This window comes from Streptomyces flavofungini (genome assembly GCF_041028215.1).
In the GTDB taxonomy this organism is placed as follows: Bacteria; Actinomycetota; Actinomycetes; order Streptomycetales; family Streptomycetaceae; genus Streptomyces; species Streptomyces flavofungini_B.
In genome coordinates, this window is record NZ_JASKYR010000128.1 from 1 (window position 1) to 14,825 (window position 14,825).

At 72.8% G+C, this 14,825-nt stretch carries 12 protein-coding genes and 1 pseudogene; 8 read left to right on the forward strand and 5 right to left on the reverse strand.

The features are described from left to right. Window positions 1-958 (reverse strand): hypothetical protein (locus AB8Z36_RS11810; RefSeq protein WP_369213201.1); only part of this gene is annotated, 958 nt, incomplete at its 3' end. Between the two features lie 345 nt (window positions 959-1,303). Here AB8Z36_RS11810 and AB8Z36_RS11815 point away from each other — a divergent pair. The 7 genes and pseudogenes from AB8Z36_RS11815 to AB8Z36_RS11845 all read left to right on the forward strand — a co-directional run bounded on the left by AB8Z36_RS11815 (window position 1,304) and on the right by AB8Z36_RS11845 (window position 9,527). Further along, window positions 1,304-2,368, forward strand: coding sequence for a phytanoyl-CoA dioxygenase family protein (locus AB8Z36_RS11815; RefSeq protein ID WP_369213202.1), 1,065 nt, complete (start codon window positions 1,304-1,306; stop codon window positions 2,366-2,368). Beyond that, a complete protein-coding gene (locus AB8Z36_RS11820; protein ID WP_369213203.1) occupies window positions 2,350-3,669 on the forward strand; it encodes a DUF6271 family protein in 1,320 nt (439 codons plus the stop codon). The genes AB8Z36_RS11815 and AB8Z36_RS11820 overlap by 19 nt, the downstream gene beginning before the upstream one ends. Before the next feature lie 11 nt (window positions 3,670-3,680). Then, a complete protein-coding gene (locus AB8Z36_RS11825) occupies window positions 3,681-4,889 on the forward strand; it encodes a type III PLP-dependent enzyme (protein WP_369213212.1) in 1,209 nt (402 codons plus the stop codon). After that, on the forward strand, window positions 4,886-5,485 hold the full coding sequence (locus AB8Z36_RS11830; protein ID WP_369213204.1) for a GNAT family N-acetyltransferase: 600 nt from the start codon (window positions 4,886-4,888) through the stop codon (window positions 5,483-5,485). The genes AB8Z36_RS11825 and AB8Z36_RS11830 overlap by 4 nt, the downstream gene beginning before the upstream one ends. After that, a pseudogene (locus AB8Z36_RS11835) lies at window positions 5,463-6,702 on the forward strand (MFS transporter). Before AB8Z36_RS11830 ends, AB8Z36_RS11835 begins: the two are co-directional and overlap by 23 nt. A 174-nt stretch (window positions 6,703-6,876) precedes the next feature. Then, on the forward strand, window positions 6,877-7,791 hold the full coding sequence (locus AB8Z36_RS11840; RefSeq protein WP_369213205.1) for an AurF N-oxygenase family protein: 915 nt from the start codon (window positions 6,877-6,879) through the stop codon (window positions 7,789-7,791). 86 nt (window positions 7,792-7,877) lie between these two features. Further along, window positions 7,878-9,527 carry an FAD-dependent oxidoreductase gene (locus AB8Z36_RS11845; protein ID WP_369213206.1) on the forward strand — a complete coding sequence of 550 codons (1,650 nt, stop codon included), beginning with the start codon at window positions 7,878-7,880 and terminating at the stop codon, window positions 9,525-9,527. A 36-nt stretch (window positions 9,528-9,563) separates the two neighbouring features. Here the strand turns inward: AB8Z36_RS11845 and AB8Z36_RS11850 are convergent, their stop codons facing one another. Next, window positions 9,564-10,880, reverse strand: coding sequence for a phytase (locus AB8Z36_RS11850; RefSeq protein ID WP_369213207.1), 1,317 nt, complete (start codon window positions 10,878-10,880; stop codon window positions 9,564-9,566). Between the two features lie 353 nt (window positions 10,881-11,233). Here AB8Z36_RS11850 and AB8Z36_RS11855 point away from each other — a divergent pair, with 353 nt between their 5' ends. After that, window positions 11,234-11,575 carry a DUF1579 family protein gene (locus AB8Z36_RS11855; protein ID WP_369213208.1) on the forward strand — a complete coding sequence of 114 codons (342 nt, stop codon included), beginning with the start codon at window positions 11,234-11,236 and terminating at the stop codon, window positions 11,573-11,575. A 246-nt stretch (window positions 11,576-11,821) separates the two neighbouring features. Here AB8Z36_RS11855 and AB8Z36_RS11860 read toward each other — a convergent pair whose 3' ends face one another. From AB8Z36_RS11860 to AB8Z36_RS11870, 3 genes are all read right to left on the reverse strand, one after another. Beyond that, complete coding sequence (locus AB8Z36_RS11860; protein ID WP_369213209.1) at window positions 11,822-13,087, reverse strand: MFS transporter; 1,266 nt, start codon at window positions 13,085-13,087, stop codon at window positions 11,822-11,824. Next, on the reverse strand, window positions 13,084-13,605 hold the full coding sequence (locus tag AB8Z36_RS11865) for a hypothetical protein (protein WP_369213210.1): 522 nt from the start codon (window positions 13,603-13,605) through the stop codon (window positions 13,084-13,086). Before AB8Z36_RS11865 ends, AB8Z36_RS11860 begins: the two co-directional genes overlap by 4 nt. A 29-nt stretch (window positions 13,606-13,634) precedes the next feature. Further along, a partial coding sequence (locus AB8Z36_RS11870; RefSeq protein ID WP_369213211.1) for a hypothetical protein occupies window positions 13,635-14,825 on the reverse strand: 1,191 nt, incomplete at its 5' end.

Genomic DNA, 14,825 nt, shown 5'->3' on the forward strand with positions numbered 1-14,825 from the left:
GGTAGTGCGCGCGCTTCTGGTCCCAGAAGTCCCAGCCGGAGATCCGGTCCGGCCTGCCCGCGGCGTCGGCCGTGATGCCGCTCAGGAGGCCCACGGCGAACGGGGCGCTCACCGAGGTCCACTCCGTGCCGTCGTAGTGCTGGAGCACGACCGAGGGCGGTTTGCCGGGCGGTCCGCCCACCCCGTACGAGAAGCCGGTGAGCCAGATGTCGTCGTGGGCCACGGGCAGCAGGCCGGAGACCGAGGCGCGGATGCCGATGGTGCGGGGCACCACCGTCCAGGCGCCGTCCCAGCGGGCGATGACGTCGCCGAAGACCCACACCTCACCGCCGGGCGTGACCCGCACCCCGGACGGTGTGGGCGCGGCCGGGTCCGGCAGCGGACGGCACCAGCGCCAGGCCGTGCCGCCGCCGCGCAGCAGCCCCGCCCGGTCGCCGTGCCGCCCCGCCACCCAGAAGGTGCCGTCGGGTCCTGCGGCGACGGCCGTCAGTCTCGTCCCCGCCTCGCCGCGGCCGGGGAACGCCTTCTCCCGCCAGGTCGTGCCGTCCCAGGCGAGGAGCTGGTCGTGTCCGGCGGTACTGGTGCCGAGGGCCCAGGCGGCGGAGCCGGCGGGGTCGGTGGCGACGGAGCGCAGGCCGCCGGTGTAGGCCAGGTGGGAGAGGTCGGCGGCCGACCAGGCGGTGCCGTTCCAGCTCAGGGCCATGGGGGTGCCGAGGGTGCCTCCGTAGCGGCCCTGCTCGCCCACGGCCCAGGCGCGGCCCGGCCCGGCGGCGGCCACCGCGACGAGGTGGGCGGCGGGCCTCCCCGCGGGTGCCGCCACCTCCTGCCAGGCGGCGGACGAGGACCGGGCCGGGGCCGACGAGGGCCGGGCGGTGGCGGCACCGGCCAGGGGGAGCGGCAGAGCCGCCCCCGCACCGGCGGCGGCGAGTCCACGGACGAAGGCGCGTCTTCGCATCATGCGCATCACAGGAGCCTCTCCTCGCGAGCGTGGGATTACCGGAGGTGCGCAACACCCTGAACCGGGATCCGCGGGCCGTCAATGCACTCAGGTGCCCGTTCCGGTGCCCCAACTGCCCCTTTCCGTACGGGATTCAAGCACCGTATGTTCGCCGGATCCGCACGTGACGGGCGTGTGAATGAGGGGCGAATATCGTCGTTTTGCCCCACAAGGCGCCCAAGTCAATTGTTGACAGCGGTAGTTGGTCTAGTCCATTTTGGTGGTACGCAAGTTCGACGAGGGGCGGCTGGGACTCGCCGCGCCCGCCCATCGGTGCCGGACGAGAACCGAACCTTGGAGCACCACATGCCAGCGCCCGACCGCTACCTCCACCGAGCCGCCTCCGACGTCCCGTACTTCAGCGCCGACGGGGACACCTACCTGGCCCAGACCCAGCTGCGGGACCTGACCAAGACCCGCCCCCTGAAGGTGCTGTCCGAGGAGGACTTCGCCTTCTGGCAGACGTACGGCTACATCGTCGTGAAGCAGGCGATCCCCGCCGAGTCGGCCAAGAACCTCCTCGACTTCGCCTGGGAGTTCCAGGGACTCGACCGGGGCCGCCCCGACACCTGGTACGAGGAGCGCGAGTTCCGCTCGGACCTCGACCGCGAGCTGCACATCTACGGCTTCGTCGAGGCCTACCACCACCAGCTCATATGGGACAGCAGGCAGACCCAGCGGGTGTACGACGCCTTCGCCGACGTCTGGGACTGCGAGGAGCTCTGGGTCACCCTGGACCGGCTCAACCTCAACCCGCCCAACGTCAGGAACCGCTCCCGCTCGCTGATCGCCCCCACCGAGCGCGGCTTCGACATCAACCTGCACTGGGACATCGACACCAGCCTCGGCATCCTGCCCCAGCGCGTGCAGGGCATCATCGCCCTGGACGACACCCGGCACGAGCACGGCGGCTTCCAGTGCTGCCCCGAGCTGTTCCGCCGCTTCGACCGGTGGAAGGCCCTCCAGCCGGACGGCCGCGACCCCATCCGCCCCGCGATCGACCAGGACGACATGCCCGTCATCCGGCCCGAGCTGGCGGCCGGTGACCTGCTGATCTGGAACGGCCTGCTCGCCCACGGCGTCGCCCCCAACACCTCCGAGAACGGTGTCAGGGCCGTGCAGTACCTCTCGATGATGCCCGCGCTCGAAGGCCACGAGGAGCTCCGCCGCTCGCGGATCGACTCCTGGAGCAACCTCAGCACCCCGGAGTGGAACGCCACGCTCCTCGGCGACGCCGACAAGCCCGAGGCCCTGCGCTACGGCACCGCCGCCCTGAACGACCTCGGCGCCAAGCTGCTCGGCCTCAAGTCGTGGCACGGCACGGACCTCGACCAGCCGATCGGGGAAGCCGCATGCGCAGAGTCTGCCTGACCCTCCCCACCAACAGGGCCTGCCCCCAGACCATCGCGGCGATCGGCGAGGAGGCGGCGTACGCCACCGGCCGCTTCGACGTCGAGGTGCACCTGCTGATCCTCGACTCCTCGGACCCGGCCACGTTCGCCGCCCACGCGGCGGCCGTCCGGGCGCTGCCCGAGAACCCGCGTATCAGCGTCCACCACCTCGGGGAGCCGGAGCAGCGCGCCTTCCTCAGCCGGGTGATCGGCCGCGCCGACGTCGCCAAGCCCGAGCTGATGCTGGAGCTGATGCTCCCGGCGACGGTCTCCTACGGCGCCTGCACCAACCGCGCCTTCCTCATCGCCGCGGCCCTGGGCTGCGAGTCCGTGCACCGCAGGGACTCCGACAGCCGCTACCAGGAGTTCGAGGGCGAACCCGTCTTCCCCGTCCACCACGAGCTGGCGAGCCTCGGCAGGCGTGCGGCCGACGCGGCGCACGGCGCCGTCGAGACCACGCTCGAACCGCGCCACGCGCACAAGAACGTGGCGATGGTGGGCAGCTCCTTCGTGGGCGAGCTCTCCGTCGACATCAGCGAGATCCGCGGCCTCGACCCCGAGGCCTACCACGACGTGGTCAGCCTCTGGGCGCCGGACGACTGGTCGGAGCAGCAGAAGCGCGACCTGGTCGAGGACTCCTTCCGGGGTGCGGGCTCGGAGCCCTTCACCGGCGACCGAACGACCCTTGGCCTGGTCGACCCGATGCGCGTCGACATGTGCAACATCGCCTTCCACGGGGTGCACGAGCGCGTGCCGCTGCCGCCCGCGACCGACACCATCGGCAGCGACTACTTCCTCATCCACCTGGTCCACGACGCCGCCCTGCCCGGCGTCCTGCACAACCGCAACATCGTCAACTACTACACCGCGGAACGCAGGACCGACGCCGGTTTCCTCGCGTACCAGACGCGCTTCGTGAAGTTCTTCCTGTCGATGCTGTACTTCAACTTCATCTACGACCGGATGGCGGCGGCCGGGGAGGCCCTGCTCGACGGCGACGGGCACGTCCGGGCCTCCGTGATCAGCGAACTCGCCAGGGAGAGCGCGACGCTCGACCGGGCGGGGAACGTGCGGCGCCTGGACCGGATCGACGCCGCCTACCGCCGCCTCGGCGGGCGGTACGCGCACTTCGCCGATCTCCTCGCCGCCCGCCGCGAGCGCCTCCTCGCCGAGGCACGCGGCGACATCGAGGACTTCGCCCTGCTCACCAAGGCCTGGGAGCCGCTGATGCGGGCGGCACGGGACAGCGGTGCGCACCTGACGGCGGGGCGGCCCGCGTGAGCGCCACGATGATGTGCGGGACCGCGCCGCGGCCCGCCACGGGCCCGGGTGCCGCGCCACGGCTCCTCGACGCCCTGGCCGCCGCCGACGGCGACGGGATCGTCCTGGACCTGGCGGGGATCGAGGGCGCCTACGAGGCGCTCCGCCGTGAACTGCCCGGCGTCGCCGTGCGCTTCGCCATGAAGGCCTGCCCGGTCGACGAGGTGCTCGGCCGCCTGGCCGAGCGCGGCTGCGGCGTCGACGCGGCGAGCCCGCACGAGGTCGAGCAGGCACTGCGGGCCGGAGTGCCGGTCGACAGGATGCACTACGGCAACACCGTCAAGTCCGACCGGAACATCGCCGACGCGCACCGCCTCGGCATCACGGACTTCGCCACCGACAGCCTGGAGGACCTGGCGGCCATCGCGCGGCACGCGCCCGGCGCCCGGGTGTTCTGCCGGCTCGCGACCACGGGGGAGGGTGCGCTCTGGGGGCTCAGCAACAAGTACGGCTGTGCGCCCGCCGACGCCGTCGCCATCCTGGACAAGGCACGAGAGCTGGGCCTCACCCCCGCCGGGCTCTCCGTGCACGTCGGCTCCCAGCAGATGACGGCGGACGCCTGGAGCGGCGCCTGCGACCTCATCGCCGATGTGCTGACCGCCCTGTCCGCGCGCGGCATCTCCCTCGACCACGTCAACCTCGGCGGCGGGCTGCCCGCGCTCGGCTACCGCGACACGCACGGCAGACCGCTCGACCCCCCGATGGACAAGATCTTCGCGGTGATCCGCGAGGGCATGGCGCGGCTGGGGAGGATACCGGGGCACCGGCTCGGCTTCGTCATCGAGCCCGGCCGCCACCTCATCGCCGACCACGGCGCCATCCGCGCCCACGTCTCCCGGCTCGCCGCGCGGCGCCGCCCCGACGGCGAACCGCAGCACTGGCTCTATCTGAGCTGCGGCAAGTTCAACGGCCTCTATGAAATGGACCAGTTGCAGTACCGCCTGGTCTTTCCCACGCACCACGGCGCCGCGTCCGTGCCCGCCGTCGTGGCGGGCCCGACCTGCGACAGCGACGACGCCTTCTCCCACCGGCACGGCCTGGTGGCGGTGCCCGAGGAACTGGCCTCGGGCGACCCGGTGTGGGTCCTGTCCAGCGGCGCTTACGCGACCAGCTACATGACCCGGGGCTTCAACGGCTTCGGCCCGCTGGCCTGCACCTTCACCGACGGTGCGGACGAGTGAGCGGCGGCAGGGTGCTCGCCGCGCCCACCGGCCGTCCGGTACGGGTCCGCCGCATCGCCGAGGACGACTGGGACGCCGTCGTGGCGCTCGAAGCCCGTACGTACACGCCGCTCGGTCTCTCCGAGGGGCGGGACGCGCTGCGGTCCAGGGCGCTCGCCTCGCCGGACACCTGCTTCGCGCTGGACCACGGCTCCCGGCTCGCGGGCTATCTGCTGGCCCTGCCGTATCCGGAGACGCGCTACCCGGACCTGCACAGCCCGGAGCGGGAACCGGCCGCCACCGCCACCACCTCGCGCAATCTGCATCTGCACGACATCGTCGTGGCCGAGGAACTGCGGCAGCGGGGGCTCGCCCGCCATCTGCTCGACGGACTCACCGCCGCGGCCCGTGCGCGGGGCTACGAGCGGATCTCCCTGGTGGCCGTCGGCGGCAGCGACCGGTACTGGGCGCGGCGGGGATACACCGCCGACCAGGGGGCCGCGGTCCCCGCCGGGTACGGCCCGACGGCCGTCTACATGTCCAGGGCGGTGCCGGACGGACCGGCACCGTGCGAAGCAACGAAGAAGTGGGCTGATGCGGGTGCTCCGCGTACGTGATCCTTTCCACCGCGGACAGCTGGCGATCGCGGCCCTGTTCTGCTCGCTCGGCTTCCAGTACGCCACGTGGGCGGCGCGGATTCCCGCCATCAAGGCCGACCTCGGTCTGACGGCGGCGGAGGTCGGCGTGCTGCTCATGGCCGCCGGTGTSGGCGCCGCGGWCGTCGTTCCCCCTGGTCGCGGCCCTGATGCGGCGCCTGGGCTCGCAGCGCCTCGCGCTCCTGTCGGCGCTCTGCCTCGCCCTGGTCCTGCTCGCCCTCGCCGCGGCGCCGAACTACCCGGTGGCGCTGCTCGTCATGTGCGTCGACGGGGTGCTCGTGGGCTGCCTCAACGTGGCGATGAACGCGCAGGGCGCCGCTCTGGAGAGCCGGTACGAGCGCAACGCCATGGCCCGGCTGCACGCGACGTTCAGCGGTGGCTCGCTGCTCGCCGCACTGCTCGCCTCCGGCATGAACGGGGTGACCACCACGGTGACCGCGCACTTCGGCGCGGCGGCCGCACTCCTGTTCCTGCTCGTGGCGGTGGCGCGCACCGGTCTTCTGGCGGACGAACCGGCCGCCGCGGGGAAGCCGGAGACGGCCGGGGAGCAGGAGAAGGAGCGGAAGAAGGACTCCAGGAAGGCGCGCACATCGACGATGCCGTCCGCCATGACGCTGTGGATGTGCGTCGCGATGGCCTTCGGCACCGTGACCGAGGGCGCCATGAACGACTGGTCGGCGCTCTATCTGGAGGACGTCGCCGACGCGTCGGAGCGGCTGGCTCCCCTGGGCATCGCCGTCGTCTCCGGGATGATGGTGGTCGCCCGGCTCTTCGCCGACGGCTGGCGCAGCCGCTTCGGTGACGGCCGTGTGGTCCTGTTCGGCAGCACCCTGGCCGGTGCCGGGCTGCTCCTCGCGCTGGTGAGCGGCGGTCTGGTGCCCGCCCTGCTCGGCTTCGCCTGCGTCGGCCTCGGCATCGCGGCCGTCACCCCGTGCGTGTACGTGGCGGCGGCGGGGCAGGGCTCGGACTCGCTGACCCTGGTCGCGGCCATGGGGACGACGGGGCTGCTCGCCGGGCCGCCGCTGATCGGCTTCATCGCCCACGCGAGCAGTCTGGTCTGGGGCTTCGCGGCGGTCGCCGCCTCGGCGCTCGTGGTCTCGGCGTGCAGCACCAGAATCCGCTGGACGCCGCCCGTCGCGCGGCCCAGCGGTACGGAGGAGCAGCTGAGCCACAGCTGACCCGTTGCCGCACTCACGTATCTCCCGCCACTGGTTCTTACTCCAGGGTAGGCACGCGGACCCCCTTGTTATACCGTCTGTCTAACAAGGGGGTCGTGGCGTGCCCATGCCATGCACCGCAGCCATGCACCGCGACCTCCTCTGTCCCCACGTCTGAGTCAAGGAGCCGCAGCAATGGCAAGCAGCACTGTTCGGCCGAGCACACAGGACACCCCTTCCGAGGGCGACATCGCCCGGCGGCTGCTGGACTCGGCCGCCGTCCTCGCGTACGACCCGGCCACCGAGGTCGACTGGGAGACGCCGCTCGACCGCGGCTTCCACGGCGCCAGCCCGGAGTGGAGCACGCTCTACGGAACCGCCTACTGGCGGGAGATGACCGAGGAGCAGCGCAAGGAGCTGACCCGGCAGGAGGCCGCCTCGGTCGCCAGCACCGGCATCTGGTTCGAGATGATCCTCCAGCAGATGGTGCTGCGCGACGTCTACGCCAAGGACCCCACCAGCGCCGAGGTCCAGTGGGCGCTCACGGAGATAGCCGAGGAGTGCCGCCACTCCATCATGTTCGCCCGCGGCGCCGAGAAGCTGGGCGCGCCGCCCTACCGCCCGCACCGGTTCGCGACCGAGCTGGGCAGGGTGTTCAAGTCGATCGCCTTCGGTGAGGCCGCGTACGCCGCGATCCTCGTCGCCGAAGAGGTGCTCGACGTCATGCAGCGCGACTGGATGCGGGACGAGCGGGTCGTGCCGTTCGTGCGCACCATCAACAACATCCATGTCGTCGAGGAATCACGGCACATGAAGTTCGCCCGCGAACAGACCCGCAAGCACCTCGCGGGCGCGGGACGGGCCCGCCGCCAGTTCAACGCCCTGGTCATCGCCATCGCGTCGTACGTCATCGTCACCAGCATGGTGAACCGCAAGGTGTACGCGAACGCCGGGCTCGACGAGCGGCGCGCCCTCGCCGAGGCGAAGGCCAACGAGCACCACAAGTCGATGATGCGGTCGAGCTGCGCCGGGCTCATGGAGTTCCTGGCCTCGTGCGGGCTGCTCACCAAGCCGGCCCTCGTCTTCTACAAGCGCGCCCACCTCATCTGAGCCGTTCCGTTCCGAGCGTTCCGTTCCGACCGATCCGTTCCGGCCGAGCCGAGCCGACGGGTCCGAGCCGAGCCGAGTCCACGAACATGACCTACGTCATCACCCAGACCTGCTGCAACGACGCCACCTGCGTCGCGGTGTGCCCGGTCAACTGCATCCATCCCACTCCGCAGGAGCGGGCGTTCGGCAGCACCGAGATGCTGCACATCGACCCCCGGACCTGCATCGCCTGCGGCGCCTGCGCCGACGCCTGCCCGGTCGACGCCATCTTCCCGGTGGACAGGCTGCCCGCCGCCCAGCGCGAGTACGCCGCGATCAACGCGGAGTACTTCAGCGGCGAGGAACCCGCCCCCGAGCCCGCGGGGCCCAACTTCCACGCCTGGGGCGAGCCCTCCTTCCCCCGTGTCCTGCCCGCCGACTTCGCGCCGCTGAAGATAGCCGTCGTCGGCACGGGACCCGCCGGGATGTACGCCGCGCAGGACCTGCTCCTGCACACCGGCGCCGAGATCACGCTGATCGACCGGCTGCCGGTGGCGGGCGGCCTCGTGCGCTACGGAGTGGCTCCCGACCACCCCGCGACCAAGCGGGTCGGCGACACCTTCGCGCGCTTCCACGCGCACCCGAGGGTACGGATGCACCTGGGGCTCGACGTGGGCACCGACGTCACCACCGAGGAGATCGCCGACCACCACGACGCCGTCATCTACGCGGTGGGCGCCTCCGCCGACCGGCGCCTCGGCGTGCCGGGCGAGGACCTGCCCGGCTCCCTCTCCGCGAGCGCGTTCGTCGCCTGGTACAACGCCCACCCCGACGCGGCGCCGGACACCGTGGACCTGTCGGCCGAGCGCGTCGTCGTGATCGGCAACGGCAACGTCGCCCTGGACGTGGCACGCATCCTGCTCGCCGACCCCGACACCCTCGCCCGCACCGACATAGCGGACCACGCCCTGACGGCGCTGCGCGCGAGCAAGGTGCGCGAGGTCGTCCTGGTCGCCCGGCGCGGCCCCGAACACGCCGCCTACACCCGGTCCGAACTCCTCGCGCTGAAGCACCTGCCGGAGGTGGAACTGGCCGTCGACGACCACGACCCGCGGATCGCCGCCGCCGTCGACGCGGCGGGCCCGAGGGACAAGGCGGCCGTCCTGAGCGACGTCCCCCGCACCGCCGTGGACTGGGAGCGGCCGCCCGGGCCGGGCAGGCGCATCGTCCTGCGCTTCCACAGCACACCCGTCGAGGCGGTCGGCGAGGATCGGGTGGACGCCGTGCGCATCGCGTCCGGGACGGGGGAGCGCACCCTGCGGGCGGGCCTGCTGCTGCGCGCGATCGGCTACCGGGGCCTGCCGGTGGCCGATCTGCCCTTCGACGAGGGCACCGGCACCGTGCCGCACGAGAAGGGCCGGGTGGCGGGACGCCCCGGCACCTATGTCGTGGGCTGGATCAAGCGCGGCCCCACCGGCGGCATCGGCGCCAACCGCAGCTGCGCCGCCGAAACGGTCTCGACCCTCCTCGCCGACGCGGTCGCGGGCACCCTGCCCGCTCCCCGGCAGCCGGTGCGCGCCTTCCACCGCCTGGCGCGCCGCCGCAACCGCCAGGTGGTCGACGCCCGGGGCCTCGCCGCGATCGAGCGGGCCGAGGTGGCCCGCGGCGAGGCCGCGGGCCGTCCCCGGGTCAAACTGGCGACGGTGGCCGAACTCGTCTCCACCGCGCGGTCACGACGCGCGGGCCTGCCGCGCTGAAGGACCGCGCGGACCGGTACGCCCTGCGGGGCGACGTCAGTCGTGGAGGGCGTCCTCGACCTTGCCGAGGTCCACGAACTTGAAGTTGGTGGAGGGGCGTCCGCCCTCGCCCGGCGCGTCGTGGCCGTCCTGCACGACGAGCAGACCGCGCGGGAACCTGGCCCCCAGCGGCGCGTTGAGCACGGCGGCCCCGTCGCACTCCTCCGAACCGTCCAGGGCGCCGGAGGCCGCGGTCACGCGGAAGCCGCCCTCGTACTCGTTGGCGTCGGACACCTCGCGGTCGTAGGCGGCGAAGGTGTTGTCGCCCTGGCTTGAGGCGAGGAGGTGGCCGTCGCCGTCCTTCTCGGTGAGGAGGGTGAGGCCCTCGACGTCGGCCGTGATCCGCTTGCCGCCGTAGCCGGGGTCGGCGCCCGCGGCACACTCCTCGTTCTCCTCGTCGTAGGTGCCGGGGACGCCGTACTCGCGGACCTTGTCGATCAGCTTCGGCCTGCCGGTGAGGTCGGCGCGGAGCCGCCAGATGCCGACGTCCTCCTGGCCCGCGTACAGCGTGCCGTCGGCCGGGTCCACGACCATGCCCTCGACCTGCGGGAGTTCGCCGGGCTCCGCGCAGGGTGACCAGGAAGTGCCGTTCGGGAGCCGGAAGCCGGCGGGCAGGTCGAGGGTGCGGACCTTGCGGTAGCCCACCGTGCCACCGGCGGCCGGGGTGATCTCAAGCAGGGCTATGCTCGTCCGCTCCCGCCGGCTGACCAGGGCGTAGGAGCGCCCCGTCGCCCGGTCGGTCCAGGTGGCCAGGCCGTACGCGGTGCGCTGCTCGTCGATCTCCTCCTGGGAGGTGGAGAAGACGGGCGGGGCCGACGGGTCCGTCACATCGGTGAGGGGTCCGCCGCGGCGGCCGCCGTCGACGCGGTAGAAGCGGAGCCGGTCGGTGCCGCGGTCGCTGGTCACGGCGAGATCGGCGGTGCCCGAGGAGAGGCGCAGTCCGTGCACGAGGTCGACGTTGTTGTAGCGGCCCGGGGCGTGGCCGGGACCCGGCGCGGCGGGCGCGGGCAGGGACTGCACCTCGCGGGCGTCGAGGTCGTAGACGCGCAGTCCGCCCTGCTTGGCGGTGGCGATCACCAGGCTGCGGTCCGGGTGCGCGGCGTCGCGCCAGATCGCCGGGTCGTCGGCGTCGGCTTCGCCGCCCGCCTCGTCGTCGTGCAGGGCCGGGGTCTCGGCGCGCGCCGTAACAAAGGGCAGCGCCTCCTTCGCCCGAGCCGGGGCGGCGAGCACCTGGAGCGGCACGGCGAGCGCGGCGAGCGACACGACGGCGGTGGCCAGGGCGAGCGCCGCCGACCGGGGATGGGGGGTGACCACGGAAGATGTCCCTTCGGGAGGGGCCGGGAACCGGACGCGCAGAGTCTGTGATCTCCGCATGAAGACTTGCCGCCGGACGGTGCGGGCTGAGGTGAAGCGCCGGTGAACACAGGGTCACGGCCCTTTCCGGGTCGGTCTTCAGGGTCGATCCACTACCGCGTATGGCTCTCTTCCGGCCGTGAAAGACCGTCAGGCGGTCATGGAGAGGCGATGGTGTGCCGATGTTCCTCCTGCGCGGGGACGAGTGGGTACGGCGACTCCGGTCGATTTCTGGATGGACGGTCATGGTGCTGACGGCGAACAGAACGGTGTCACGGGCGGCGCCGACGGGTGTGCTCCCGCCCTCCCGGCGCATGCGCGAACTCGACTTCCTGCTCGGCTCCCTGCGCTGCCTCGGCCGCGCGGCGGGCTCGGTCCTCACCGCCCGCGCCCGCCCCATCCTGGGCGGCCACTTCTACGAGCTGGATCTGACGCACCTGCGTCCCGGGGAGCGGCAGCGGACCAGGGGGAGCTGGGTGCTCGGCTGGGACCGCGTCGACGCGCGGTTCGTCTCCTACTACTTCGACGACGTGGGCACACGGGGCACTTCGGCGTCCCCCGGCTGGCGCGGCGGGCGCCTCACCTTCACCGGCTCCTACGTGACCGGCGGCGCGGAGCGGCGGGTCACCGCCAGGACCCGAGATCACCCGCGTTGACGAGGACCGCTTCACGATCGAGGAGTACTCGGACGAAGGCGGCGCCTGGGCACTGCTCGACACCCGGGACTGCAAGCGCAGCCGTTAGCGGCATGAGAAGACCCCGGTCTCCGTGCCGGAGACCGGGGTCGGTCGAGCGCTGGGCAGGCCTTGCACCTGCATCTCCCCACAGGAAGTGGGGCGCCTTTCCTTGGACCACCAACGCCTGGCCTGCCACCGGTTGTCCGGCGGCGAGCTCAAGATCAATCATAGCCCATGTTCCGGGGCCCCCGGACCGGCCCCGCGCCCCCGCACGGCCACCACCGGGATCACCGCGAGGGCGAGGGCGCCCGCCGCCACGGCGAGGAGCGGATAGCCGCCGCCCGCCACCACCAGGCCGGAGGCCATGCCGCCCGTCGCGCCCGCGAGGGACATGCCCACATCGACCAGGCCCTGTACGGACGCACGGCTCTGGGCCGGGGCCGCGTCGGTGATCAGGGCCGTGCCGCTGACCAGGGCGAGGTTCCAGCCCACCCCGAGGACGACGAGCGCGCAGGCGGGCCAGAACACGCCGCCCGGCGGCGCGAGACCGGCGAGCAGCCCCGCGCCGAGCAGGACGGCACCGGAGGCCGCCGCCACCGGCAGTCGTCCGAAGCGGTCGGCGAGCAGGCCGCTCAGCGGAGACGGCAGGAACATCGCGCCGACGTGCAGCGCGATGACGAGCCCCACGGCCTGGGTGCTGTGACCGTGCCCCGCCATGTGGACCGGCGTCATCGTCATCACGGCGATCATCACGAGCTGAGCGGTGATCATCACGGTGGCGCCGGTGACGACGCCGGGGGCGAAGCGGCCGGAGGCGCCCTCTGCCCGGGCGGTCACCGGCTCGTGCCGCTGGGCGGCGCGGGCCAGGAGCAGCGGGTCGGGCCGCAGCCAGAGCAGCAGGACGAGACCGGCGGCGGCGTAGGCGACCGCGGCCAGCAGGAAGGGGCCCGCGAGCCGCGGGATGCCCCAGGCCTCGGCGAGGGAGCCCGTGGGGCCCACGAGGTTGGGCCCCGCGACGGCGCCAAGGGTCGTGGCGAGCAGCACGCGGCCGGTGGCCCGCCCGCGCCGCTCGGGCGGTGCGAGGTCGGCGCCCGCGTACCGCGCGAGCAGGCCGGTGGCCGTGCCCGCCCCGTACACGAACAGCGAGACGAGCAGCAGCCACGCCCACTGAGCGGCCGCTCCCGCGACCACGCCCGCGCTGCCGAGCGCGGCGGCGCCGTGGCCGAGGGCGAGGCCGGGGCGCCGCCCCCTGCGCTGCGAGACCCGCCCGATCACCGCGGCGCCGAGGGCCGCGCCCGCCGTGAACAGCGCGGTCGGCAGCCCGGCGAGGCCCGTGGAGCCGAGCAGGTCCTCGGCGAGGAGCGCGCCGACCGTGATGCCCGCGGCCATGCCCGCGCCGCCGAGCGCCTGCGAGACGACGAGGACGGTCAGCGTGCGCCGCAGGACCTCGGGCGCCGCCGCCTCTCCGGCCCGCGCGGCGGTCGCGGTCACGCCGCTCCTCGTACCGGCGCCTCCGCCTCGCCCGCCGCCGTGATCTCCGCGAGGGAGAGGCCGAGTTCCTCGTGCAGGAACCGTACGACCGTCCAGTGCGGGAGCGCCGCCTCGTCGAAGGGGCCGAACGCGGCGGTGTAGAGGGGAATCCAGCGCAGCGCCTCCTCGGCGGCCGTCTCGCGGCCCGGGGCCGCCTGGTAGGCGTCGTAGGAGATGCTGCGGTGGTGGATGAAGTGGCCGCCGGGCAGCCGCTGTTCGCACAGTTCGCGGTACTCGCGGGTCTGGAGGATCAGGTAGTGCCAGATCTCGTCGATGTCCTGCTCCACGGGCAGGAAGAGACCACCGAGCCGGTCGGGGTGGCGGGAGATCAGATAGAGGTAGCGCAGACACTCGCGGACCTGGTCGGTGACGAGGGCGGTGTCCGGCGCGCCGGGCGGCGTGGTGAAGTGCCGGACCACCTCCTCGTGCAGGCCGCTGCCGAGCAGCTCTTCGGCGGTGGGGGGCGTCGTGCGGGGCATGACCGGCTCCTGTCGGGGGCTTCGAGGTGTCACGGGATCAGCCAGGCGTACTTGCCCGAGCGTCCGACGGGCAGGTGGGCGCGGTGCTCCACCCCGCATGTCCGGCCGGTCAACTCGGCCACGGACGCGGCGAGTTCGCGGTTCTCGTCCGGCGTCAGAGGCGTCCCGGTGAACGTGGTGTACGACAGCAGGCAGGCGTCATCGCCCGTCAGGCTCAGTTGTTGCAGGAACACGCGGGAGCTGACGCGGGCGACGCGGGCGTCCAGGTCGGCCTGGGCGACGGGGCCGCCGGGAGTGGCGAGCAGTTCCTTCTCGCGCCCGCAGAAGGAGGCGATCCGCCGTGGGTCGGTGCTGCCGTCGACGGTGCGGACGCAGTCGCCGGAGCGGTAGCGGACCAGCGGCATGTACGGGTTGCGGACGCTGGTGACGATGAGGCTGTGGATGCCGCTGTTGGGCTCCACCGGGATCAGCTCCACGCTCATGCCGTCCAGGTAGGGGCGGTAGGAGCCGTCGGCCTCGCTGTAGAAGAGGTATCCCAGTTCGGTGCTGCCGAAGAGGTCGATGACGGGGCAGCCGAAGCGGGCGCGCAGCTCCGCGCGGACGTTGTGGGGCGTGTACTCGTAGGCGTGGACGATGCCGGTCGGGGGCGGGAAGGCGTCCCACAGATCCCACTGGGTGACCTTGGTGACGAGATGGGCCAGGTGGTAGCCGGAGCAGTCCAGGAGATAGGAGCCCCGGGGGTGCGCGGCGGCGGTCTCCCGGATCTCGGCGAGCATGCGCTCCACCTCGGCGCGGTCCCATGCGGCGGGGTCGAGGCGGCGGTTGAGGTACAGCGTGCGGTCGTCGAGCCAGCGCTCGCCGGGTGTGGCGCCCGGCTTGCGGGCGTTGACGCGGGCGACGTGCTCGGTGGCGAGGACGGTGGTCAGGGAGATCCGCTTGGCCCCGTCGTGCCAGCACGCGCCGAGCTCGGGGTGCTCGCTCCAGAGGCGGTAGTAGGAGTGGAGCAGGAAGTACGGCGGGCGGATGAGCCGCATGCGGGCGTGGTTGGTCCCGGTGGAGAGCACGAACTCGGCCTCGCCGGTCTCCAGGGCGCGGGCCAGCTCGGGGGTCATCCAGTTGTCGGGGAAGCCGTCGGCTATCGCGGGCTTCTCCAGGATCGGGAAGTCGCCGCGCTCGACGCAGGCGCGGTAGAGGGGGATGTCCCGGACCCGGTCCAGGAC